This is a genomic window from Actinomadura sp. 1N219 (assembly GCF_044326405.1).
Lineage (GTDB): Bacteria > Actinomycetota > Actinomycetes > Streptosporangiales > Streptosporangiaceae > Spirillospora.
In genome coordinates this window covers 217,291-239,500 of the sequence record NZ_JBIRAY010000002.1, presented here as the reverse complement: position 1 = coordinate 239,500, position 22,210 = coordinate 217,291, and the positions used below count along the sequence as shown (strand labels likewise).

At 73.5% G+C, this 22,210-nt stretch carries 20 protein-coding genes; 11 read left to right on the top strand and 9 right to left on the bottom strand.

Annotated elements, in window-relative coordinates:
* Positions 1-31: 31 nt before the first annotated feature.
* The gene (locus ACH35V_RS09885) at positions 32-928 is read left to right on the top strand and encodes an oxygenase MpaB family protein (RefSeq protein ID WP_395971472.1); all 897 of its coding nucleotides are present in this window, start codon (positions 32-34) and stop codon (positions 926-928) included.
* Positions 929-971: 43 nt separating this feature from the next.
* Here ACH35V_RS09885 and ACH35V_RS09880 read toward each other — a convergent pair whose 3' ends face one another.
* Positions 972-2,516: a DHA2 family efflux MFS transporter permease subunit gene (locus ACH35V_RS09880; RefSeq protein ID WP_395971470.1), complete on the bottom strand. Its 1,545-nt coding sequence runs from the start codon at positions 2,514-2,516 to the stop codon at positions 972-974.
* A gap of 94 nt (positions 2,517-2,610) precedes the next feature.
* Between ACH35V_RS09880 and ACH35V_RS09875 the strand changes: the two genes are divergently transcribed.
* Positions 2,611-3,201, top strand: coding sequence for a MarR family winged helix-turn-helix transcriptional regulator (locus ACH35V_RS09875; RefSeq protein WP_395971468.1), 591 nt, complete (start codon positions 2,611-2,613; stop codon positions 3,199-3,201).
* Between the two features lie 3 nt (positions 3,202-3,204).
* On the opposite strand, the gene ACH35V_RS09870 is transcribed toward ACH35V_RS09875, so the two are convergent.
* From ACH35V_RS09870 to ACH35V_RS09840, 7 genes are all read right to left on the bottom strand, one after another.
* Entirely contained in the window at positions 3,205-3,504 is a 300-nt protein-coding gene (locus ACH35V_RS09870) for a metal-sensitive transcriptional regulator (RefSeq protein WP_089312530.1), read from the bottom strand.
* Between the two features lie 87 nt (positions 3,505-3,591).
* Positions 3,592-4,221 carry a histidine phosphatase family protein gene (locus ACH35V_RS09865; RefSeq protein ID WP_395971466.1) on the bottom strand — a complete coding sequence of 210 codons (630 nt, stop codon included), beginning with the start codon at positions 4,219-4,221 and terminating at the stop codon, positions 3,592-3,594.
* Between the two features lie 37 nt (positions 4,222-4,258).
* On the bottom strand, positions 4,259-5,374 hold the full coding sequence (gene ald, locus ACH35V_RS09860; RefSeq protein WP_395971464.1) for an alanine dehydrogenase: 1,116 nt from the start codon (positions 5,372-5,374) through the stop codon (positions 4,259-4,261).
* Positions 5,375-6,915: 1,541 nt separating this feature from the next.
* Positions 6,916-7,119 (bottom strand): hypothetical protein, encoded by a 204-nt coding sequence (locus ACH35V_RS09855; RefSeq protein ID WP_395971462.1) that lies wholly within the window; start codon positions 7,117-7,119, stop codon positions 6,916-6,918.
* Positions 7,120-7,287: 168 nt separating this feature from the next.
* Positions 7,288-7,806 carry a hypothetical protein gene (locus ACH35V_RS09850; RefSeq protein ID WP_395971460.1) on the bottom strand — a complete coding sequence of 173 codons (519 nt, stop codon included), beginning with the start codon at positions 7,804-7,806 and terminating at the stop codon, positions 7,288-7,290.
* A gap of 214 nt (positions 7,807-8,020) precedes the next feature.
* Complete coding sequence (locus ACH35V_RS09845) at positions 8,021-9,184, bottom strand: glycerate kinase (RefSeq protein WP_395971458.1); 1,164 nt, start codon at positions 9,182-9,184, stop codon at positions 8,021-8,023.
* 149 nt (positions 9,185-9,333) lie between these two features.
* The gene (locus tag ACH35V_RS09840; protein WP_395971456.1) at positions 9,334-10,779 is read right to left on the bottom strand and encodes an NCS2 family permease; all 1,446 of its coding nucleotides are present in this window, start codon (positions 10,777-10,779) and stop codon (positions 9,334-9,336) included.
* A gap of 70 nt (positions 10,780-10,849) precedes the next feature.
* On the opposite strand from ACH35V_RS09840, the gene ACH35V_RS09835 reads away from it, so the two are divergent.
* The 6 genes from ACH35V_RS09835 to ACH35V_RS09810 all read left to right on the top strand — a co-directional run bounded on the left by ACH35V_RS09835 (position 10,850) and on the right by ACH35V_RS09810 (position 17,610).
* Positions 10,850-10,978: a hypothetical protein gene (locus ACH35V_RS09835; protein WP_395971454.1), complete on the top strand. Its 129-nt coding sequence runs from the start codon at positions 10,850-10,852 to the stop codon at positions 10,976-10,978.
* Positions 10,979-10,992: 14 nt separating this feature from the next.
* Positions 10,993-12,291, top strand: a complete 1,299-nt coding sequence (locus ACH35V_RS09830; protein ID WP_395971453.1) for a helix-turn-helix domain-containing protein — start codon at positions 10,993-10,995, stop codon at positions 12,289-12,291.
* Positions 12,292-12,381: 90 nt separating this feature from the next.
* A complete protein-coding gene (locus ACH35V_RS09825) occupies positions 12,382-14,463 on the top strand; it encodes a cytochrome c oxidase assembly protein (protein ID WP_395971451.1) in 2,082 nt (693 codons plus the stop codon).
* Positions 14,464-14,527: 64 nt separating this feature from the next.
* Positions 14,528-15,760 carry a sensor histidine kinase gene (locus tag ACH35V_RS09820; protein ID WP_395971449.1) on the top strand — a complete coding sequence of 411 codons (1,233 nt, stop codon included), beginning with the start codon at positions 14,528-14,530 and terminating at the stop codon, positions 15,758-15,760.
* A complete protein-coding gene (locus tag ACH35V_RS09815; protein ID WP_395971447.1) occupies positions 15,757-16,428 on the top strand; it encodes a response regulator in 672 nt (223 codons plus the stop codon). The genes ACH35V_RS09820 and ACH35V_RS09815 overlap by 4 nt, the downstream gene beginning before the upstream one ends.
* Before the next feature lie 84 nt (positions 16,429-16,512).
* Positions 16,513-17,610, top strand: a complete 1,098-nt coding sequence (locus ACH35V_RS09810) for a hypothetical protein (protein WP_395971445.1) — start codon at positions 16,513-16,515, stop codon at positions 17,608-17,610.
* 7 nt (positions 17,611-17,617) lie between these two features.
* Here ACH35V_RS09810 and ACH35V_RS09805 read toward each other — a convergent pair whose 3' ends face one another.
* The gene (locus tag ACH35V_RS09805; protein WP_395971443.1) at positions 17,618-19,384 is read right to left on the bottom strand and encodes a hypothetical protein; all 1,767 of its coding nucleotides are present in this window, start codon (positions 19,382-19,384) and stop codon (positions 17,618-17,620) included.
* 101 nt (positions 19,385-19,485) lie between these two features.
* On the opposite strand from ACH35V_RS09805, the gene ACH35V_RS09800 reads away from it, so the two are divergent.
* Genes ACH35V_RS09800 through ACH35V_RS09790 form a run of 3 tightly spaced genes read left to right on the top strand, consistent with a single transcriptional unit; the run spans position 19,486 to position 22,186 of the window.
* Positions 19,486-20,160, top strand: coding sequence for a response regulator (locus ACH35V_RS09800; RefSeq protein WP_395971441.1), 675 nt, complete (start codon positions 19,486-19,488; stop codon positions 20,158-20,160).
* The gene (locus tag ACH35V_RS09795) at positions 20,157-21,626 is read left to right on the top strand and encodes an ATP-binding protein (RefSeq protein WP_395971439.1); all 1,470 of its coding nucleotides are present in this window, start codon (positions 20,157-20,159) and stop codon (positions 21,624-21,626) included. Before ACH35V_RS09800 ends, ACH35V_RS09795 begins: the two co-directional genes overlap by 4 nt.
* Entirely contained in the window at positions 21,623-22,186 is a 564-nt protein-coding gene (locus ACH35V_RS09790) for a hypothetical protein (protein WP_395971437.1), read from the top strand. The genes ACH35V_RS09795 and ACH35V_RS09790 overlap by 4 nt, the downstream gene beginning before the upstream one ends.
* Positions 22,187-22,210 lie beyond the last annotated feature (24 nt).

Below are 22,210 nucleotides of genomic sequence, written 5' to 3'. Positions count from 1 at the left end.
CGGCCGGCCGCGGCGGCGGAAGGCGGTCGACGTGCACGAGGAACCGGGCCCGCGCGAGGGCGCGGGCGAGGCGGGCGGAGCGGGCGAGGACCACGGGCTGTTCGGGCCCGGCTCGGTGACCTGGCGCGTCATGGGCGAGCCCGTCCTGATGGTCGGCGGGATCAGGGCGCTGCTCCTCCAGGCCCTGCACCCGAGGACGATGTGGGGGACCGCGCAGAACTCCGAGCTCATGAACCCGTCCGCCGCCTGGGCGCGGCTCGGCCGGACGGTCGAGTTCGTCCGCGTCCGCACCTACGGGACGGAGGAGGAGGTCGAGCGGGTGGGCCGCCGCGTCCGCAAGCTGCACTCCAAGCTGACCGGGCTCGACCACGGCACCGGCGAGACGTTCCGGGTGGACGACCCCGAGAACCTCCTCTGGGTCCACCTGGGCGAGGTCGACTCCTACCTGGACGTGGCGCGCCGCGCCGGGGTGCCGCTGACCCGCGCGGACGCCGACGCGTTCGTGGACGAGCAGCGCCGCGCCGCCGCCGTCGTCGGCCTCGACCCCGCGGACGTGCCCGCCTCCGTCGCGGAGATGGAGGACTACTACGCGGACATGCGGGGCCGGATCTGGGCGTGCCGGGAGGCCCGCGACGGGCTGCGCCGGATGTTCAGCCCGGCCGTCCCGCGGCAGCTGCTGCCGCTGAAGCTCGCCGCGCCCGGCATCGGGATGCTGGTCGTCGCGACGCTGCCGCGCTGGGCCCGCCGCATGTACGGGCTGCCGGGCCTGCCGACGTCCGACCTGGCCGCCACGCTGACGCTCAAGGGCCTGTACCGGACCACCCGCGTCGTCCCGGAGCGGTACCGCTACACCCCGGACGCCCAGCGGGCCAGGCGCCTCACGCGCGAGCACGAGGCGGGCCCGGCCGGCCTGTCCATCGCGTCCTGAGCGCCCGGCCGGCCCGCCCGCCGCCCGGCCCGCCTGTCTCGGCTCAGGCGATCGGCGGCGCGTCCACGGCGTCCGGGTCGGCGTTGTCGCGGGCGCCCTGCCGGGGGAGCATCAGCGCCGGGACGATCAGCACCGCGGTGAGGGCGATCGCGACCCAGAACGTGTGCCCGAACGCGTCCGCCAGCTTCGGTGCGATCTGCTCGCGGACCCGGTCGGGGACCTGGCCCATGCCGCCCGCGCCGCCGCCGTCGGGCGCCTGCGGGATCCGGTCGCTGATCTGCCGGGACAGGATGACCGCCAGCAGCGCCGTGCCGACCGCGCCGCCGAGCTGGAGGATGATGTTCAGCGTGCTGCTGGCCCGCGAGACCGCCGCCCGGCGCAGCGTCGTCAGCGCCGACGACATCGTCGGCATCATGGTGCAGCCGAACCCGAGGCCCCGCACGTAGAGCGCGGCGCCGAGCAGCCAGTAGGACGTGTCCGCCTCCACCAGCGCGAACGGGATCGTGCCGGCGACCAGCAGCACGATGCCGATCGGCACGATCCGTCCCGCGCCGAACTTGTCGGTGATCACCCCGCCGATCGGCATCGCGGTCGCGGCGCCGAGGCCCTGCGGGGCCAGCAGTAGGCCGGCCGCGAGCGCGCCCTCGCCGCGCGCCGTCTGGTAGTACAGCGGGATCAGCAGCATCGAGGCCATCAGCGCGACGCCGACGAAGAACACCGCGCCGGCCGCGGTCGCGAACGTCCGGTCGGCGAACAGCCGCACGTCGATCAGCGAGCGCTCCCGGCTCCGGAGGCTGTGCAGCACGAACAGGCCCGCCAGGGCGACGCCGCCGGCCAGCCAGGCGATCGTGGCCGGGTCGCCGAACCCGCCATGGCTGGACGCCGTCGACAGGCCGTAGATCAGCAGCACGAACCCGGGCGGCAGCAGGAGCAGCCCGCGCCAGTCGAGCGCCGAGGGGGTGCGCTCCGCCGGGCCGGACGGCACCCGCCACCACGCCAGCGCCAGGGCGGCCGCGCCGACCGGCAGGTTCACGAAGAAGATCCAGCGCCAGTCGACGTCCTCGACCAGCCAGCCGCCGAGCACCGGCCCGAGGACGGGCCCGAGCAGCATCGGGACGCCGATGATGCTCATGATCCGGCCCATCCGGTGCGCCCCGGCCGCCATCGTCAGGATCGCCATGCCGGTCGGCATCAGCATGCCGCCGCCGAGCCCCTGCAGCACCCGGAAGAAGATCAGCGACTCGATGTTCCAGGCCGCGCCGGACAGCGCGGACCCGAGGACGAACAGCGTGATCGACGTCATCCACACGCGGCGCCCGCCGAACCGGTCGATGGCCCAGCCGGTGAGCGGGATGACGGTGCCCATCGCCAGCAGGTAGCCGGTGACGACCCACTGGATGGTGGACAGCCCGGTGTCGAAGTCGCGGCCGAGCGTCTCCAGCGCGACGTTGACGATCGTGGTGTCCAGGATCGCCATCACGGTGCCGCACACGATGACCAGGCCGAGCACGATGATCTGCCGGTCGAGTCCCTCGTCGCGGGCGGCGCCGCCGGGCGGCGCCGTCTTCGTGAACGGGCTTTCGGCCATGATCGGCCCCCTTGCCTGAATGCCCCGGGACGCCCCGGGTCCCCGATGGTCGACGAGTTGGCAGTGGATCACGAAATATGTTGAACTTCAAGGTATGTCGGACGACTCAGGGCCCGCAGACACGTCGATTCAGGCCGAGGTTCACGCCGACATGGAGGCGATGGTCCAGCTCATGGGGCGGGTCGTCCGCGGCATGAAGGGGCCGGGCGGGCACGAGGACGCGCACGAGCTCATCGCGCAGGTGCGGGAGGCGGGGCTCGGCCCGCGGCACGTGCCCGTGCTGATGTCGCTCGTCCTGAACGGCCCCGCCCCGGTGGGCGTCCTGGCCCGGCACATGGCGCTCAGCCCCGCGACGGTCAGCCAGCTCGTCGGGGAGCTCCAGCGCGGCGGCTTCGTCGAGCGGCGCCCGGACGAGCACGACCGGCGGCGTGTGATCGTCAGCCTCGCGGAGGCGCGCCGGGACATGATCGAGCGGTTCGCGTGGCGCCGGCTCCGCCCGCTGCGGATGACCCTGGAGGCGCTCACCCCGGTCGAGCGGCGGCACTTCCTGCACGGCTGGCGAATCCTCGTCGAGAGCATGGAGAGCACCGGCCTGCACGAACCCGGCCCCGGCCCCGCCCCCGGGGCCGGCCGTGGCGAGAGCCGCGGCCCGTGCTGTCACGGCCCCGGCGACGGGGGCGGGTGAGCGTCAGCCGCGGCGCATGAGGCGGCCCACGGCCGCCATCAGCTCGGTCGACATCGCCTCGCCCTTGCCCTCCTCGGCGCCCTCGGCCACGCAGTGCCGCACGTGCCCGTCCAGCAGGCCGAGCGCCACCTTGTCCAGCGCGGCCTGGACGGCGCTGATCTGGGTGAGGATGTCGATGCAGTAGCGGTCCTCCTCGACCATCCGGTCGATGCCGCGCACCTGGCCCTCGATCCTCGCCAGCCGGGTCTGCAGCTGGTCCTTGGTGGCCGTGTACCCGCGGGTTGGGGTCTCGCTGGTCGCCATCTCCGTCCTCGCAATCCGTCGGGGGCGCACGCCCGGATACCCCTCGGGGGGACGTCCCCCTATGGGTACTTTATGCGCTGGCGCGGGCTACGGAGCCGGGACGTTCCACGCGGTGATCACCGGACGGCCGTGCTCGGCGCCCAGCGTCGACACCGTCCCGGTCTCCAGCGCGAACGACCGTCCGCGCGCCGGCTCCAGGCCGAGCCAGCGCGCCGTCAGCACCCGCAGGACGTGCCCGTGCGCCACGAGCACCACATCCCCGCCGTCGCCACCGCCGTCACTGCCTTCGCCGCCGTCGTCACCGGCCAGAAGCGGACGCACCCGCGCCAGCACGGCGTCGGCCCGCCTCCCGACCTGCTCGACGGTCTCGCCCGGGTGATCGGCGTCGCCGGGGACGACGCCGTCGTCCCACAGGTACCAGCCGGGCCTGTCCTCCCGGATCGCCGCCGAGGTGATCCCCTCGTAGCCGCCGTAGTCCCACTCCCACAGGTCGGGGTCCACGTCGTCCACCGGCAGGCCGGCCAGCGCCGCCGTCCGCCGCGCCCGCTCCGCCGGGCTGGCGACCGTCCGCAGGACGCGGCGCCCGCCGAGCGCCCCGCGCAGCGCCCGCGCCTGGTCCTCGCCCCGCGCGGTCAGCGGGACGTCCGTCCGCCCGGTATGGCGGCGCGTGCGGCTCCACTCGGTCTCCCCGTGCCGCAGCAAGATCAGCTCACCCATGGGGGAGGGTCTACCCGCCCGGGGCGGCGTCCACGGCTCAGTCCAGGACCGAGGTGAGCGGGGTGTAGGGGAGGTTGTGCGCCTCGGCCACGTGGTCGTAGACGAGGGCGCCGGCGTGGGTGTTCAGGCCGCGGGCGAGGGCGGCGTTGGACTCCAGGGCGCGCCGCCAGCCCTTCTCGGCGATCTGGAGCGCGTAGGGGAGCGTGACGCCGGTGAGCGCGTACGTGGACGTGTTCGGCACCGCTCCGGGCATGTTGGCGACGCAGTAGAACGTCGAGTCGTGCACCCGGTAGGTCGGGTCGGCGTGGGTGGTGGGACGGGAGTCCTCGAAGCAGCCGCCCTGGTCGATGGCGATGTCGACGAGGACCGAACCGGGCTTCATGCTCGCGACCAGGTCGTTGGAGATCAGCTTGGGGGCCTTGGCGCCCGGGATCAGCACGGCGCCGATGACGAGGTCGGCGGCGCGGGCCTCCTGCTCGACGGTGTACACGCTGGACACCAGGGTGCGCAGGCGGCCCTGGTAGATCGCGTCGATGTGGCGGAGGCGGTCGACGTTGACGTCCAGGACGGTCACGTCCGCGCCCATCCCGACGGCGATCTGCGCCGCGTTGAGGCCGGACACGCCGCCGCCGATGACGACGACCCTGGCCGCCGCCACGCCGGGCACCCCGCCGGGCAGGACGCCGCGTCCCCCGTTGGACGCCATCAGGTGGTAGGCGCCGACCTGCGGGGCGAGCCGCCCGGCGACCTCAGACATGGGGGCCAGCAGCGGCAGGGAGCGGTCGGGCAGCTGGACGGTCTCGTACGCGATCGCGGTCACGCCCGCGGACAGCAGCGCGTCCGTGCACGAGCGGGACGCCGCCAGGTGCAGGTAGGTGAACAGGACCTGGCCGTCGCGCATCCGGTGGTACTCGGGCTCGATCGGCTCCTTGACCTTGAGGATCAGGTCGCCCTCGGCCCACACCTCGTCCGGGCCGTCCAGGACCTTGGCGCCCGCGCCGACGTAGTCGTCGTCGGGGATGGCGGAGCCGAGCCCCGCGCTCCGCTCGACGAACACCTCGTGGCCGTGGCGGGTCAGCTCGTGGACCCCCGCCGGGGTGATGGCCACGCGGTACTCATGGTTCTTGACCTCGCGCGGGACGCCGATCTTCACGGGAGCTCCTCCGTCAACGCTGACCAGGCTGTACGCCTTCCAGCCTGGTGTCCGGAGCCACCCTCCGGCCATGCACAGCATGGAAAGGCATCGGTCTTTTCCCTGACAGGGTGTAAATCGCGCCTGGTGAGGGGCGGGAGCCGCCCGGAAAGTAAGAGGCCCCCACCTGGGCGGTGAGGGCCTCTCGGCCGTCCACCGGCGGCCACTGGGGAGTGAGTGCCGGTGAAGGAGTCCAGCCCGGCCTCGGCATTTCAGCGTGGCCATCTGGCGGCCTCTGGTCGAGCTGGACAACTGTCAAGTTACAAGGGCTAAGAGGCTTTTGCAAGCCAATGCCGCAGCCTTGTGGGGCACCCTGTCGCCGACCTCCTGTTTTGTCCGAGTCCACCCATTTTGGACGCGGCGTCAGGAACACGGTCAGCGGATTGACTGGACAGTCTGAGGGCAATGGTGTTTCATGGGCTAAGCACCACTCGGGGAAACGGTGCTACTCGTCCCCGCTCATGTAACTGGGGGGTTGTGGGCGGGGACGGGGGGTCACGGGTAGCGGGGGAGTCCGGGGGGTCGGGCTCCCCCGTCGTGGCCCGCAGGAAACGCAGCATGGGCTAAGCCCGCTGTCACCCCGCTCGCCTCCGGGTGAACCGCTTCGACCGTCCGGTGATCGCGCCCTACCGGACGCATCGGAGGCCGTTCACCCGGGGGCGTTTTTATGTGGACGTGTGCGCCATGGAACATGGAGCGTTCCAGCGCTTGCTTGACTATTCCGTACGTCAGGTCGTAATCATCCCGTGATGGACGAAACTTTTAGCCCATGTAACACTGGGACCCCGCCGCTGCCACGGCGGGGTCCTTGTCCGTCCTCTGTGAGGAGAGGAGCCATGGAAGATCATTTCATGTTCCCGGTCTTCGAGCGAGTGCACGGCGCGCTCGGGTCGGTGGTGTCCGTGCTGGTCGCCGGTCTGCTGATGTGCGTGATCGTGCTGTTGCGGGAGCAATGGCGGCTCGTCCGCCGCCGGACCTGCGGGTGCGGATGCGGCAGTCCGCTCCGCCGCTGCGAAACCAAGTTCACCGCTCGCCGCGCGGCCGCTCGCCGCGCGGCGGTGCACCGCCTTGCCGGCGGTGGCGTCATCGCCCGCGGGAGCCGCGGGCGTCACCGGGGAGGCCGTCGTGGAGGAGGCCGTCGTGGAGGAGACCGACAGGTGCCAGGGACCGCAGCAGCGGTGCTCGCAGATCCCCACCCTGGAGGTGATGCTCGGCCGGCTGTCCGACCGGCAGCCGCTACCGCCCCTGAGGGTGTGCTCACAGTGTGGAGCCTGCATCCTGACCGTCCACGGGGCGTGGCCGGAAGGGGCGCCGAGCCCCTACCGGGTGGTGCGGATCCGGCTGCTGCACCAGCCCGCGGTCCGTACGCCGAGAGTGCCGCCCTCACCACGGCGGGCGCCGGTTCCTGAGCCGGCCGCCGGGCGACCGTGACCGAGCCGGGACGTCTACGGGGGCGTCCCGGCCCGGCCGGACCCCGGCCTCGGGCGCCCCGCGCGGGCCCGTCAACTGAGCGGGACCGTCCAGCAGCGCCAGCCGGCGAGCTCACCGTCCACGACGTAGGAGGGCGGGGGCAGGTGTGTCACTCCGAAGGAGTCGAACGTCGCGTCCAGCCAGACGTCGTCATGCTCGGTGGTCTCGCCCGGCCGGTCATAGGCGATGAGAGTCCGGTCCGCGACGAAGACGAGCGCACCTCCATCGGGCGCCACCAGGTTTGTGTCGGCAATTACCTCAGTACTGACCAATGACCTGATATCACTCACGTAGCCGAGCCTCTCAAACCCCGTTACTCCCTTACAGTTCCTCCCCACCCAGGAGTTGAGGCCGAACCGGGACCGCGAGGGCCGTCAGGCATCCGGTAGAGGTGTCTCGGCCGCCTAGTCGCTGACAACCTTCTGCTGCTGCCGCGCCGCGTAGGAGGATTTCGGTTCGGAGATCCGCTCGTACAGCGGATCGGCCGCCGCCTCGTCCGGTGTGCGGGTATCGCGGTACAGCCCGTGATGGGGATCGTATCTGATGATCTGATTGTCGTTCCGAATGTTGCGCACGGCGGTCACGTACATTTCCCGCACCGATGCGGCGAGATTGTCGAGACCCAGCGCGCGCACCCGGGCGTGGTATTCGAGGAGGCGGTAAAGGCTCTGGTTGCGTTCGCGGCGTGGCAGGTCAGGCCATGCCTCGAACTCGCGGTCGGCGCGGACGCGCCGCGCTCCGACCGTGACCCCGTACTGCTCCTGAAGGCGCTCGCGATTACGCTGCACCCACACGCGGACGTAGCTTTCGGTCACCTCTTCGTCTGCCAGAACGCTCAGCCGGTGAGCGTAGCCCCGCCAAGGCAGTTCCTTTCCATGCTCGCGCCAGAGGCTCAAAAAATCCTCATCGCGAATAAGGCCCATGTTCAGTCTCTCCGTTACTCACTCCCCGGCTGCCAAGCATAGAGGGAGCGGATGCCGAAGACCACCTCGCGCGCCAGTAAATGATTACCGACCGTGACATCGCGCGGGTCAGCGCGCTAAAGGTGATCTTGTAGCGAGGGCTAACCCGGGCGTGGCGGACCGTAAGGGCGGTGCCGAGAATGGGAATTTCAGCGGGCCATTGGAGCGATCCGACCTATGGGCCGGCCGGCGGGAGCCACTCGTCGGCGATCGCGACCGTCAACTGCTCCAGCAGCGGCCCGGCCCGGCGGACGCGGCGCTCCGGGTCCGGCTCGATGTCGGCCAGCGCGTACGCGCCCTGGATCCGCGCCTTGCGCAGCTGCTCGCCGGTGAGGCCGCGCCTGCCGGCCACGGCGACGACGGGCGCGCCCGCGCGGGCGGCGGCGCGGGCCACCCCGATGGGCGCGGCGCCGCGCAGCGACCGGGTGTCGAGCGAGCCCTCCCCGGTGACGACCAGCCGCGCGCCGCGCGCCTTCTCGGCGAAGCCGATCAGGTCGAGCATGAGGGACGCGCCCGGCTCGATCGTGGCGCCGAGGAACGTCAGTGCGGCGAACGCGACGCCGCCGGCCGTCCCGGCGCCTGGCAGGTCGCGGGCCGCCTTCCGGGACGCCGCCTCGGCCAGGTCGGCCCAGCGGCGCAGGCCGGCGTCCAGCAGCCGGACCTCGTCGCGGGTCGCGCCGCGCCGCGGGCCGTCCACGGCGGCGGCCCCGGTGCGGCCGAGCAGCGGCCCCGCCGCGTCCCCGGCCACCACCACCTCGATGCCCGACATGTCGGGCAGGCCGCGCAGGTCGAGGGCGTGCAGGGACCGCAGCGCCGCGCCGCCGGGCGGCAGGTCCTTGCCGAGCGCGTCGAGCAGCCGCCCGCCGAGCCCCTGCACGAGGCCCGCGCCGCCGTCGGTGCAGGCGCCGCCGCCGAGCCCGAGGACGATCCGGCGCGCCCCGAGCCGCACCGCGTGCCCGAGCAGCTGCCCCGTCCCGAGGCTGGACGCGACGAGCGGGCGCGGCTTCCCGCCCGGCAGCCGCCGCAGCCCGGACGCCTCGGCGAGCTCCACCACGGCGCTGCGGCCGTGCACCGCCAGCCGCGCGGTCACGGGACGGCACGTCGGCCCGCACACCTCGACGTCGACCCGCCGCCACCCGGCCGCGACCGCCGCCTCGACGGTGCCCTCCCCGCCGTCGGCGACCGGCAGCTCGACCAGCGGGACGCCGGGCCGGGCGCGGCGCAGCCCGGCCGCGAGATGCCGGGCCGCCTGCGCCGCGGTGAGCGCTCCCGCGAACCTGCCGGGCGCCAGCAGCACATGACCTGGCGGAGACAGGTGCGGGGGAGAGTCCGCGGACACCACAGGCACGCCTTTCACGCCGGGGGGTAAGGCCCTACCTTCTGCTTACGCCATGACGGCACTATTTGACACCCGCAAGCGCGCCTGGGACTTCCAAATGAACGGAGAGTTGCCCAGAAAGGACCTCGGGAAGGCGTGGCGGACGGCGGCTACCGCACGTCCAGCCACTGCTCGATCGGCTCGATCGCGAAGAAGAGCAGGAACAGCAGCACCACGGGCCACAGCCACACCGAGACCTCGCGCCACCGGCCCCTGGCCAGCTTGATCAGCGCGAAGCTCACCATCCCGCCGCCGATCCCGATCGTGATCGAGTAGGTGAACGGCATCAGCACGATGGTGAGGAACGCCGGGATCGCGATGTCGAGGTCGTCCCAGGCGACCTTGGCGACCTGGGTCATCATCAGCGCGCCGACGACGACCAGCGCGGGCGCCGCGGCCTGCGCCGGGACGGTCGCGGCGAGCGGGGTGAGGAACAGCGTCACCGCGAACAGCGCGCCGGTGGCCATGTTGGCGAGGCCCGTCCGGGCGCCCTCCCCGACGCCGGCCGCCGACTCGACGAACACGGTGTTGGCGGACGAGCTGGTCACGCCGCCGAACGCGGCGGACAGGCCGTCCACCGACAGGATCCGGCCGAGCCGCGGCACCTCGCCCTTCGGGCTCACCAGACCGGCCTCGTCGCTGATGCCGAGGATCGTGCCCATCGCGTCGAAGAACCCCGACAGCACCAGCGTGAACAGCACGACCAGCGCGGTGATCACGCCCGCCTCCGCGAACCCGCCGAACAGGTCGATCTCCCCGAACAGCCCGAAGTCGGGGGTGGCGAACAGCTTGTCGGGCATGTTCGGGGTCACCACGCCCCAGCCGCCCTCCTTGATCGACGCGTTCTCCTGGACGAGCACGGCCAGCACCGTCCCGGCGACGATGCTGATCAGGATGGCGCCCGGCAGCCGCCGCACGTACAGGGCGATCATCAGCAGCAGGGTGGCGGCGAACACCAGCGCGGGCCACGTCGACAGGTGGCCGCCGGTGCCGAGCGCCAGCGGCGGGCTCATGTCGCTGGACGAGACGAACCCCGCGTCGTAGAACCCGACCAGCGCGATGAACGCGCCGATGCCGACCGCGATCGCGTGCTTGAGCGCCAGCGGGATCGAGTTCATGATCCGCTCGCGGATTCCGGTGAGCGCCAGCACCACGATGACCGCGCCCTCGATCACCACCAGGCCCATCGCCTGCGGCCACGTCATCACCGGCGCGGCCTGGAACGCCACGACCGCGTTGATGCCGAGCCCGGCGGCGAGCGCCAGCGGAGCGTTCCCGACCAGGCCCATGATCACCGTGGCGATCGCCGCGGACAGCGCCGTCATCGTCGTCAGCTGCGGGATCGACAGCGTCGCCCCGGTGACGTCCTTCGCCCCGCCGAGGATGATCGGGTTCAGCAGGATGATGTACGCCATCGCGAAGAACGTGGTGACGCCGCCGCGCAGCTCGCGCGCCACGGTCGTCCGGCGCCCGGAGAGATCGAAGAGCCGTTCCAGCGGTCCGCCCCCGCGCGCCGGCGGTGATTCGTCGGTCCTGGCGGCGTTGGTGTCGGGCATGCGCGGGCTCCGCTTTCCACAGCGTGATCTCGAAATGGCGTGCACAGGGTAGCCGGTATAGCCTGCGCTGGTGCGGAACACGCTCCGGTACCGAATCAGCGGAATCGCAGCCCCGACCGGCCGTGATCTGGGCACACTTGAGGAGCGAGTCGACTTCATCCTCGTCCTGCGCGCGGCGCAGCCGGCGAGCTTCCCGTAGGCGGTGGTCACACGATGGATCGGGAGACACTGGGGCAGCGCATCCGCGCCCTGCGGATCAGGCAGGGCGTGAGCCAGGCGCAGCTCGCCTTCCCCGAGCTGTCCGACAGCTACATCTCGCTGATCGAGAGCGACAAGCGGGTGCCGGCGCCGAGCGTGGTGGAGCTGCTCGCGGCGAAGCTGAACTGCTCGGCGACCTACCTGGTCAGCGGTGTCAGCGAGGACGTCGTCGACGAGCTGCGCGTCACGCTCGACTACGCCGAGATCGCGCTGAGCAACGGCGCGGCGGTGGAGGCGCGGGCCAGGTTCGCCGAGGTGCTCGCCAGCGCCGACGCCGTGGCGCTGCCCGAGATGCTGCACCAGGCGCGCTGGGGGCACGCCCTCGCGCTGGAGGCCGCGGGCGAGCTGGAGGAGGCCATCGCGCAGCTCACGGAGCTGACCGAGGAGGCGTCCGCCGAGGCCGACCTCGACCACTGGGCGAAGGTCCACGTCGCGCTGAGCCGCTGCCTGCGCGAGCGCGGCGACACCAGCGCGGGCGTCCAGGCCGCCGAGAACGCGCTGCGGCACCTCATCGCGACCGGCGCCGACTCCACGGACGCCGCCGTCCACCTCGGGGCCGCGCTGCTCGCCGCGTTCATCGAGCGCGGCGACCTCGTCCGGGCCCGGCAGCTCGCCACGCAGCTCGTCGAGCGGGCCGAGCGCATCGCCAGCCCCCGCGCCCGGATGGTCGCCTACTGGGAGGCCGCGTACGTCGCCGAGATCCGCGGCGAGTACGAGGACGGCGTCACCCTCGCCGAGCGGGCGCTGATGCTCGCCGGCGACGGCGAGGACCCGCGCAACCTCAACCGGCTCCGCGTCATCTACGCCGGGCTCCTGCTGCGCGCCCGGCCCGACCAGGCCGCCCGCGCCCGCGAGCTGCTCGCCCGCGTCCGCGGCGAGATCAACGCCAGCTCGTCCGGGGAGATCGACGTCGCCTGGTGCCTGACCGAGCTGGCCCGCGCGGAGACGGCGCTCGGCCGTCCCGCCGAGGCGGTGCGGCTGGCCGAGGAGGCCCTGGACCTGCTCGGGGACGCGCCGCGCCGCGCCACCGCCGGGGCGCTCACGGTGCTCGGCGAGGCGTCGGTCCGGCTCGGCCGCCGCGACCGCGCGGTCGAGGTGCTGACCCGCGCCGCGACCTGCCTGGAGGAGATGGAGTCCTCGCGGGAGGCCGCGCAGGCGTGGTTCGACCTGGCCGAGGTCCTCGCCGAGACGGGGACGGCGGAGGAGCCGCGCATGGCCGCCTACCGCCGCGCCCTCACATGCGTCGGGGTGTAGCCGCAACGCCCCGATACCCGGGACGTGCCGGTGCCGGGGGCTCAGTAGGGTAGAGGCGCCCCGTCGACCCCGCACAGAACCCGGCCTCCCATGAGCACCCAAGGATCACCGGACGCCAAGCCGGACGTGAGCAGGGCCGCCCTGGGCGTCGTGCGCGCCGCCGTGATCGCGGTGGCCGCGTGCGGCGCCGTCCTGGTGGGCGGGCTCGTCCTCGGCGGTTCCGTCACCGAGAAGGTCATCCCCGGCCTGGGGGACGCCGGCGTCCTCACCCGCTGGGGGCTGCCCGCGTCCCGCGCGGCGATGGACCTGCTGTCCGCGCTGACCGTCGGCGCGCTGATCGCCGCCGCCGCGCTCCTGCCCATCGAGGCCGGACGCCCCGGCGAAGGCTCCAAGGAAGGCGGACGCGGCCCGGGACGGCTGTCCAAGGACGCGGTCGGCTACCTGCGCGCCGCGTCCTGGCTCGCCGCCGTCTGGGCCGCGGCCGCGGCGGCCACCCTCGTGTTCACGGTCGCGGACGTCCTCGGCCAGCCGGTCGGGCAGGTCGTCACCGGCAGCGAGCTGAGCAGCTACGTCGGCTCCCTGCCGCAGGGCACCGCGCTGATGATCGTGGTGCTGCTGGCCGTCGTCGTGGCGCTGCTGGCCCGCACCACCACCACGCCCGCCGCCGCGTTCGGGCTGCTCGCGCTCGCCGGGATCGCGCTGCTGCCCGCGCCGCTGACCGGGCATTCGGCGTCCGCCGCCAACCACACCGTCGCGACGACCGGCGTCGCGCTGCACGTCGCCGCGGTCGCGCCGTGGGTCGGCGGCCTCGCCGTCGTCGGCGTCCACGCCCTGCTCCGCCGCGACCGGCTGCCCGTCATGGCCGACCGGTTCAGCCGCATGGCCCTGTGGTGCTACATCGTCGTCGGCGCCAGCGGCCTGGTGAACGTGATCGCCCGGCTGCCCGACCCGGTCGAGATGGTCGAGACGAACTACGGGCGGCTCGCCCTCGGCAAGATCGCCCTGCTCGGCGTGCTGGGCTGGTTCGGCTGGTGGCACCGCAACCGCACCCTTCCGGCCCTGGAGGCGGGCAGGCCGTGGTCGTTCGCGCGGCTCGCGTCCGCCGAGGCCGTCGTGATGGGCGCCGCGGTGGGCCTCGCCGTCGCGCTGGCCCGTACCGCGCCGCCCGCGCCGACTGAGCCGGAGTCGGCGGTCAAGGCGCTGCTCGGCTACGACATGCCGCCGGAGATCACCCCGGCGCGGCTGGCGACCCTGTGGCAGTTCGACCTGTTCTTCGCCGTGCTGGTCATCGCCCTCGGCGGGCTCTACCTCGCCGCGGTCGTCCGGCTGCGGCGGCGCGGCGACGCCTGGCCGCTGGGACGCACCGTCTCCTGGCTCATCGGGCTGGCGACGATCGTCGCCGTCACCCAGACCGGCGTCGCCAAGTACGCGCCGATCCTCTTCAGCGTGCACATGGCGCAGCACATGGTGCTGAACATGCTGACGCCGATCTTCCTGGTCCTCGGCGCGCCGGCGACGCTCGCGCTGCGCGCCCTCAAGCCCGCGCGCGTCCGCGGCGACCGGGGCCCGCGCGAGTGGCTGACCGCGATGCTGCACAGCCGCTACCTCGCCGTCATCGCGCATCCGGCGGTGGCGACGTTCATCTTCGTCGTGAGCACGTTCGCGCTGTACTTCACGCCGCTGTTCGAGGCCGCGATGCGCAACCATCTCGGCCACATCGCGATGACGCTGCACTTCCTGGCCGCCGGGAGCCTGTTCTTCTGGGTGCTCCTCGGCGTCGACCCGGCGCCGAAGAAGCTGCCCTACCCGGGACGGCTCCTGCTGCTGTTCGTCACGATGCCGTTCCACGCGTTCTTCGGCATCGCGCTGATGAACCTGAGCCAGGCGCTGGCGCGCGGCTGGTACGCGTCCGTCGACCCGACGTGGGGGACGACGATCCTGAAGGACCAGCACACCGGCGGCGGGATCGCGTGGGGCTTCGGCGAGGTGCCGACGTTCATCGTCCTGATCGTCCTGGCGTTCCAGTGGTACGTGCACGACCAGCGCCAGGCCCGGCGGATGGACCGCAAGGCCGACCGCGCGGCGGCCCCCGGCGGCCGGGCCGAGGACGACGAGCTCGCCTCCTACAACGCCCGCCTCGCCAAGCTCGCCGAGCGCGACAAGCCCGAGTGACCTCCCCTTTCCCTCTCGCGGGGGAGTGGGGAAGGGGAGCTGATCTGCCAGGATCGTTGGTGTGATGCGCGTCCTGCGGCCGCTGATCGAGCGGACGACCTGGCTGCGCTGGTCCCATCTCGTCGTGGGCGGCGCGCTGCTGATGCCGTACTGGTTCCTCGCGATCAGCCTCATCCCGCTGCTGCCGATCGGCGACGAGGCCGTCAAGTTCGTGGGGATGCTGCTGGTCATGCCGGCGGCGGCGACGTTCGTCACGGGGCTCGTCCCGACGGTGCGGCTGCTGGAGGGCTCGCTCGCCAAGGAGCTGCTCAAGGGCCCGGCGACGTCGATCGTGCCCGGGTCGGCGCGCTCGTGGGAGAGCCGGGCGCGGGCCGGGGCGTGGTTCGCCGTCCATCTGGGCGCGGGGGTGGTCGTCAGCGGGCTGAGCCTGTCGGTGCCGCCGTTCGCGGTCGTGCTGGTCCTCGCGCCGCTGGTGAGCTGGGACGTCGAGTTCCTCGACTCCTGGGGGTGGCAGGACGGCTGGAACCAGTGGCTCACGCCGCTCGCGGGGTTCGCGTCGCTGGCCGCGCTGCTCGCGCTGATCGTCGGCGTGGGGGAGCTGCTGTCGCGGCTGGCGCCGTGGTTCCTCGGGCCGTCCGCGGTGGAGAGGCTCGCCGACATGGAGGCCAGGGCCGTCAAGCTCGCCGAGCGGAACCGGCTGGCCAGGGAGCTGCACGACTCGGTCGGCCACGCGCTCAGCGTGGTGACGCTGCAGGCCGCCGCGGCGGGACGGGTGCTGGACGCCGACCCGGCGTTCGCCCGGGAGGCGCTCGGCGCGATCGAGGACTCGGCCCGCGCCGCGCTGGAGGACCTCGACCACGTGCTCGGGCTGCTGCGGGAGGACGCGTCCAGGACGGCCGCCCCGCAGGCCACGCTGAAGGACCTCGGGCGCCTGCTGGAGCAGACGCGGATCGCCGGGGTGAAGCTCGACGCGGAGATCGGGGACGAGGTGGAGCACGTCCCGGCGGCGGTGTCGCGGGAGGCGTACCGGATCGTCCAGGAGGGGCTCACGAACGCGCTGCGGCACGCCGGGAAGGTGCCGGTGCGGCTGCGGCTCGGGGTGGAGCGCGAACGGCTGGAGATGGAGATGACCAACCCGCTCGACATGGCGGCCGGCGCGGGCGCCGACCACGGCGGCGGACGCGGCCTCGGCGGCGTCCGCGAGCGCGTCACGGTCCTGCGCGGCGAGATGACCGCCGGGCCGGACGGAGACCGCTGGCGCTTCCACGTGTCCCTCCCGCTAAGGTCCGGATCATGACGGGGGACGGGAACATGACGATCAAGGTTCTGCTGGTCGACGACGAGCGGCTGATCAGGGCGGGGCTCGCGGCCATCATCGAGGCCGAGGACGACCTGACCGTGGTGGGGGAGGCCGCGGACGGCGCGGAGGTGCCGGACGCGGTGAAGCGGCTGCGTCCCGACGTGATCCTCATGGACGTGCGGATGCCGCGCCTCGACGGCATCCAGGCGACCCGCCGCATCCTGGAGACGGTCCCGGAGCCGCCGCGGATCATCGTCGTCACGACGTTCGAGAACGACGAGTACGTGTACGACGCGCTGAAGGCCGGTGCGAACGGCTTCCTGCTCAAGCGGACGCGTCCGGAGGAGATCCTGCAGGCCGTCCGGATGGTGACGCACGGCGAGAGCCTGCTGTTCCCGGCCGCGATCCGGGAGCTGGCGGCGCGGCACGCGCCGTCCGGCGGGGCGGACGGGGCGCGCTGGCACGGGCAGCTCACCGAGCGGGAGGCCGACGTCCTGCGGCTCATGGCCAAGGGGCGCTCGAACGCGGAGATCGCCGAGGACCTGTTCGTGAGCCCGCAGACGGTGAAGACGCACGTCGGGAACATCCTCGCGAAGCTGCAGGCCCGCGACCGCACGCAGGCGGTGATCCTCGCCTATGAGACGTCCTTCATCACGCCCGGCTGACTTTCGGCCCGCCCCTTACGCCTGATTTACCTGCCGGTAGCTAGAAATGAGCAAAAGGGAAGAAGTCCGACAGATCGGGGGATCATGGACGCCGTGAAGCTGGCCGAACTCCGCAAGCCGAGGGCCTATCCGGCGGTGTCGGTGCTGATGCCGACGCACCGGTCCGTCCCGGCCAACCGGCAGGACCCCATCCGGCTGCGCAACCTGCTGGCCGAGGTGCGGCGGCGGCTGCACGACGACGCGCGGGTGGCGCCGGACGCCGCCGACCACGTGCTCCGCGGCCTGGAACGCGCCGCCGGGGAGGTCGACCTGCGGCACGCCTCCGACGGGCTGGTGCTGTTCGCCGCGCCCGGCGGCGAGCACCACGCGTTCACGATCGCGCAGAACGTGGACGAGCGCGTCGTCGTCGACAGCGGCTTCGCCACCCGCGACCTCGTCGCCGACTTCACCCGCACCCCGCGCTACTGGCTGCTGTCGCTGTCCGACCACCGGACGCGCCTCTGGGACGGCCACGGCGAGGACCTCACCGAGCGCACCGGCGACGGCTTCCCCGTCGAGCCGGAGCCGATCGACGAGGCGGGCTCGGGCCGCCACTCGCGCCGCCCCGCGCAGGGCGGCGACGGTGAACGGCACAAGCAGATCATGCGCGACGTCGTCGGCGCCCTGGACCGGGTCCTGGCCCGCGACCGCCGCCCGCTGATCGTCGCGGGCGTCACCCGCCACCAGGCGTTCTTCGACGAGGTCGCGGGCCCGCACATCACCGTGGCGGGACGCGTCGACGGCAGCTTCGACGGCGCCTCGCCCAGCGCGCTCACCGAGGCCGCCCGTCCGGCGCTGGCCGCCTACGAGGACCTCCGCGAGGTCGGCGTCCTGTCCGAGTTGGAGGCGGCGCGCAGCATCCAGCGCTACGCGGGCGGCCTGTGCGAGGTCACGCGGCTGGTCGAGGAGGGACGCGGCGAGCACCTCGTCGTCGAACGCGGCTACTACGCGCCCGCGGTGAAGACCGAGGGCGAACTCGTCCCGGTGGACGGCATGCCCGGCGTCCTCAAGGGCGCGGACGTCGTCGACGACGCCGTGGACGACGCGATCGAGACGACGCTGGAGTACGGCGGCGAGGTCACCTTCGTCTCGGACGGCTTCCTGGTCGACCACGACCGCATCGCGCTCGTCACACGCTACTGAGGACGCGCTACCGAGGAGCCGCGCCGCAGGACGGGGCGTGCCAGCTGACCCAGCCGATCGACCAGGTCCGTCCCGCGTGGGGCCGCCATCCTGCCGGGTGGGCGGGCCAGGACGCCTCCGGGGCCGTCCCGTCCGGCAGGGGCACGACGACCGTGCACACGCCGTGCGCGGGACGGCGGCCGTCCCGGATGTCGATGCGGCCGATGCGCGTCCACCACACGGGGTGCATGAGGCTGGTCTTGACCGTCCAGTGGAGGGACGCGTCCGCGACGACCCCGCCCGCCGCCGGCCCCGGAAACGGCGACGGCGGGCGGACCCGCTGCGGGGACGGCCCCATCGCGAACGTCAGCGCCGCGAGGTTGATCCCCGCCAGGGCGGCGGCCGTCACGAGCGCGCCAGGGGGTCCGTCCAGCCGTGACAGCGCCAGGAACCCGCACAGCAAGGCGCTCACGAGGAGGGTCACCGCGGGCAGATGCAGCGCGCTCCGGTCGCCGGTCAGGAACGTGGTCTCGGGGAAGTCGAACGCGATGAAGGTGTGCGTGCGGAGCCGTCCGCCCGCGTAGGCGGACACCCAGAGCGCGGCCGACCCCAGCACGAGCAGGGACGCCGCCGCCAGCCGGATCGCCGCCCGCGGCGCGGAGCGCACCAGCGCCGCCACGCCGATCAGCGTGTAGACGAGGGCCAGGCACGACAGGTAGCGGCCGTAGACGAAGTTCCCGACGCGGTGCTCGTCCGGGAGCGCGGCCGAGGAGGCGTAGGCGATCGCGAGGGTCGCGGCGAGCAGCGTCGCCGCCATGATCCGGTCCGGGCCCGGCGCCCGGCGGCGGACCAGGACCGCCGCGACGCCGGCGAGCCCCACCCCGGCCAGGCCACACGTGGACACGACCAGGTACCAGAGCTGCCCGGCAGCGCCCGACAGAGCCCATTCCTGCCCGGCGACCGTGGTGATCCTCAGCTTGAGGGACGCGGCGAGATCCCGCGCCCCGCCCGGATACAGCTCGCCCTGGACGCGCGCGTTCAGCAGAGCCCCCGCCGCGTATCCGGCGAGCGCGACCGTCCCCCCGGCGAGCGCGGCCGTGCCTCTGACGAGCGCGGCCCGATCCCTCGGGCGATGCGTGACAGCCCCGCCGACGAGAACGAGGACGTGGACGACCAGGAACACCATCCCGCGCGTGTGGACCATCGCCGCATAGGACGCGACCACGCTCGCCCCGACCGCGTCGAAGGCCCGCCCCTCCCGGACGAACCGGTCGAGCGCCAGCAGCCAGGCCAGGGCCAGCGCAGGCAGGACGGCGTCCGCCAGCGCGAACGCGCCGAAGAACGCCGTGGCGGGCAGCAGCGCCGCCGCGAACGCCACGGGCAGCGCGCGGGACGGGGCGAGCCCCAGCCGCCGCACCGCCGCGTACCCCAGCGGGAACAGCGCCGCGCCGACCACCGCGTTGATCACCATGACGATCGTGTAGACGGTCGCCGGGTCGTGCGACGCCCAGTACGCCGGGGCGAGCAGCAGCGGATATCCGCCCTGGTAGAGGGTGTTCCCGGACAGGTCGCCGCCCGCGCCCCCGGCCAGCCACCTGGCCGCCACCAGGTAGCCGGTCTCGTCCGGGTTCGCCGCCGGGGCCGTCCGCGCCCGCGCGAACCACAGGCGCACGGCCACCTGCGCCGCCGTGCCCGCCGCCAGCAGCCACGGCAGGACGGCGGGACGGCGGGCGGGACGCGGGTCCGGCGGGGCGGGCGGATCGTCACGGCGGGGCGGCGCGGTCGCGAGCGTCATGACGCCCACGGTCCGGGCCGACTGTCATGATCTTGTGCGGACGATGTCCGGATCTCGTGACATAGCCGGATCGCTGATCATTCGTGCCCGATACTGGCGGGGTGGCGAGCATTCTCTTCGTCGAGGACGATCCCGCCGCCCGGGCCGCCCTGGAGCTGGCGCTCACCCGCCAGGGGCACGGCGTGACGTCCCGGGCCACCGGCGAGGACGGGCTGGACGCGCTGCGCGCCCGGCGCCCCGAGATCGCGATCCTGGACGTCATGCTGCCCGGCATCGACGGCATCGAGGTGTGCCGCCGGATCCGCCGCGAGGACGCGCTGCCGGTCATCCTGCTGACCGCGCGCGGCGACGACCTCGACGTCGTCCTCGGCCTGGAGGCGGGCGCCGACGACTACGTGGTCAAGCCCGTCGAGCCGCGCGTGCTGGACGCCCGCATCCGCGCCGTCCTGCGCCGCGCCGACCACACCCGCGTCGACCGGTCCGTGTACGGCGACCTCGTCATCGACCGGGCCTCGCTGAAGGTCACCAAGGCCGGGACCGACCTGCGCCTCACCCCGACCGAGCTGCGGCTCCTGCTGGAGCTGACCCGCCGCCCCGGCCAGGCGCTCACCCGCCAGCACCTGCTGTCGGAGGTCTGGGAGCACACCTATCCCGGCGACTCGCGCCTGGTGGACGCCTGCGTCCAGCGCGTCCGCGCGAAGATCGAGGACGAGCCCGCCGAGCCGCGCCTCATCGAGACCGTCCGGGGCTTCGGCTACCGGTTCAACGCGCCGTGACGGGGGACGCGGGCAGCCCGCTCACCGGCCTGCGGGTCCGGCTCGCGGCGGCGTTCACGGCGGTCGCGCTGCTGGCCGCGCTGATGGCGTCCGGGATCTCCTACGTCCTGCTCAGGCGCGTGATGCTGCAGCGCGCCCAGGACGCGGTGCTGAGCGAGGTGCGCGACACCCTCGCCCGGCAGATCCCGCCCCGGCTGCCGCCGGACTCGGCGGACCTGATCCGCGCCCAGCTGGTGGAGGTCCTCGCCGCCGGCCCCGGACGCAGGGCCTTCGCGATGCCGATCACGCCGGACGGCACCGTCCACCCGCCGCCTCCGGACGCGCTCGACGTGCCCGTCAGCCGGGACTTCGCCCGGCGCGCGGCCAGGGGCGTCGTCTTCCAGCGCGTCGTCCGGAACGGCACGCCCTACCTGCTCGTCGGCGCGCGCGCCACCGGCTACGAGATCACGGCGGACGAGCCGTGGCGGACGACGCCGCCGATGGTGTTCGTCTCCGCGAGCCTCAGCCGGGAGGCCGCCGACCTGCGCCTGTTCACCCGCGCGCTGCTGATCGCGGATGCGCTGGCGCTGGTGTCGGCGGTCGGGTTCGCGCTGCTGGCGACCCGCGGCGTGCTGCGCCCGGTGCGCCGCCTCGGCGCCGCGGCCAGGGCCCTCGGGGAGGGCGAGCTGGAGACGCGGGTGGACGTGCGCGGCGGCGACGAGCTCGCCGACCTGGCCCGCACCTTCAACCGCACCGCCGAGGCCCTGGAGCGGACCGTGACGGAACTGCGCGCGATGGAGGCCGCGTCCCGCCGGTTCGTCGCCGACGTGTCCCACGAGCTGCGCACCCCGCTGACCTCGATGATCGCCGTGATCGACGTGCTGGCGGAGCACGCCGCCGACGAGAACGGCGACGCGGCGCGGCTCGTCGCGGGCGAGACCCGGCGGCTCGGACGGCTCGTCGAGCACCTCATCGAGATCAGCCGCTTCGACGCGGGCGCCGCCGCGCTCGTCCTGGACGAGGCGAACCTCGCGGACGCGGTCGCCGGAACCCTCGACGCGCGCGGCTGGCGGGACGACGTCGCCGTGCACGGCCCGCCGGACCTGTTCGCACGGCTGGACCCGAGACGGTTCGACGTCGTCATCGCCAACCTGGTCGGGAACGCGCTCCGGCACGGCAGCCCCCCGGTCGCGGTGCGGTTCGGACCCGCGGACCGGGACGGCGTCGCCGGCGTGACCGTCATCGTCACCGACCAGGGCCCCGGACTGCCCGCCGACCTGGTGGACGTGGTCTTCGACCGGTTCGTCAAGTCCGACGCGGCGCGCTCGCGCAGCGACGGCAGCGGGCTCGGGCTGTCCATCGCGAAGGAGAACGCCGTGCTGCACGGCGGGACGCTCACGGCCGCCAACGGCGCGGAGGGCGGGGCGGTGTTCACGCTCTGGCTGCCCGCCCGGCCGCCCGGGGACGGGGAGGGGGAGACCCCGTGAGGGGGAGGCCGCGCGCGTCCGCCCCGGTGCGGGTCCTGTTCGCGGCGACCGTCGCGCTGGCGGCGCTCGCCGCGCCGGTGGCGTCCGGGCTCGGCGTCCGGCCGACCGGGATCATCAGCGCGGGCGACCTGCCGATCGCGGCGGGGAAGGCCGCCGACGTCACGGTCTACCTGGTGCGGGGCGGCCGGCTGGCGCCGGTCGTGCGCCCCGGCCTGCCGGGACACCCGTACCTGGGCATCACCCAGCTCGGCGTCCCGGTCACCGCCGAGGAGCGGCGCGGCGGGATGCGCACCGAGGTACCGGGCGAGGCGGCGATGCGGGTCCGGCAGGACGGCATACCGGGCCAGCTCAACATCGAGATCATCGGGGAGCCGGTGGACGAGGACGGATACATCGTCGACATCGCCCGCTGGTCGCGGGCCGCGCTCGGGCAGCTCGTGTGCACGGCGCAGGCCGTGCCGGGGGTGAAACGGGTGATGCTCGTGGGGGATGTCGACGAGCAGGAGGCGTCCTTCGGGCGGGCGCTGACCTGCGCCGAGTTCAAGGACCTCCGCGGCTGACCCGCCGCGCCCGCGGAGGGCCGC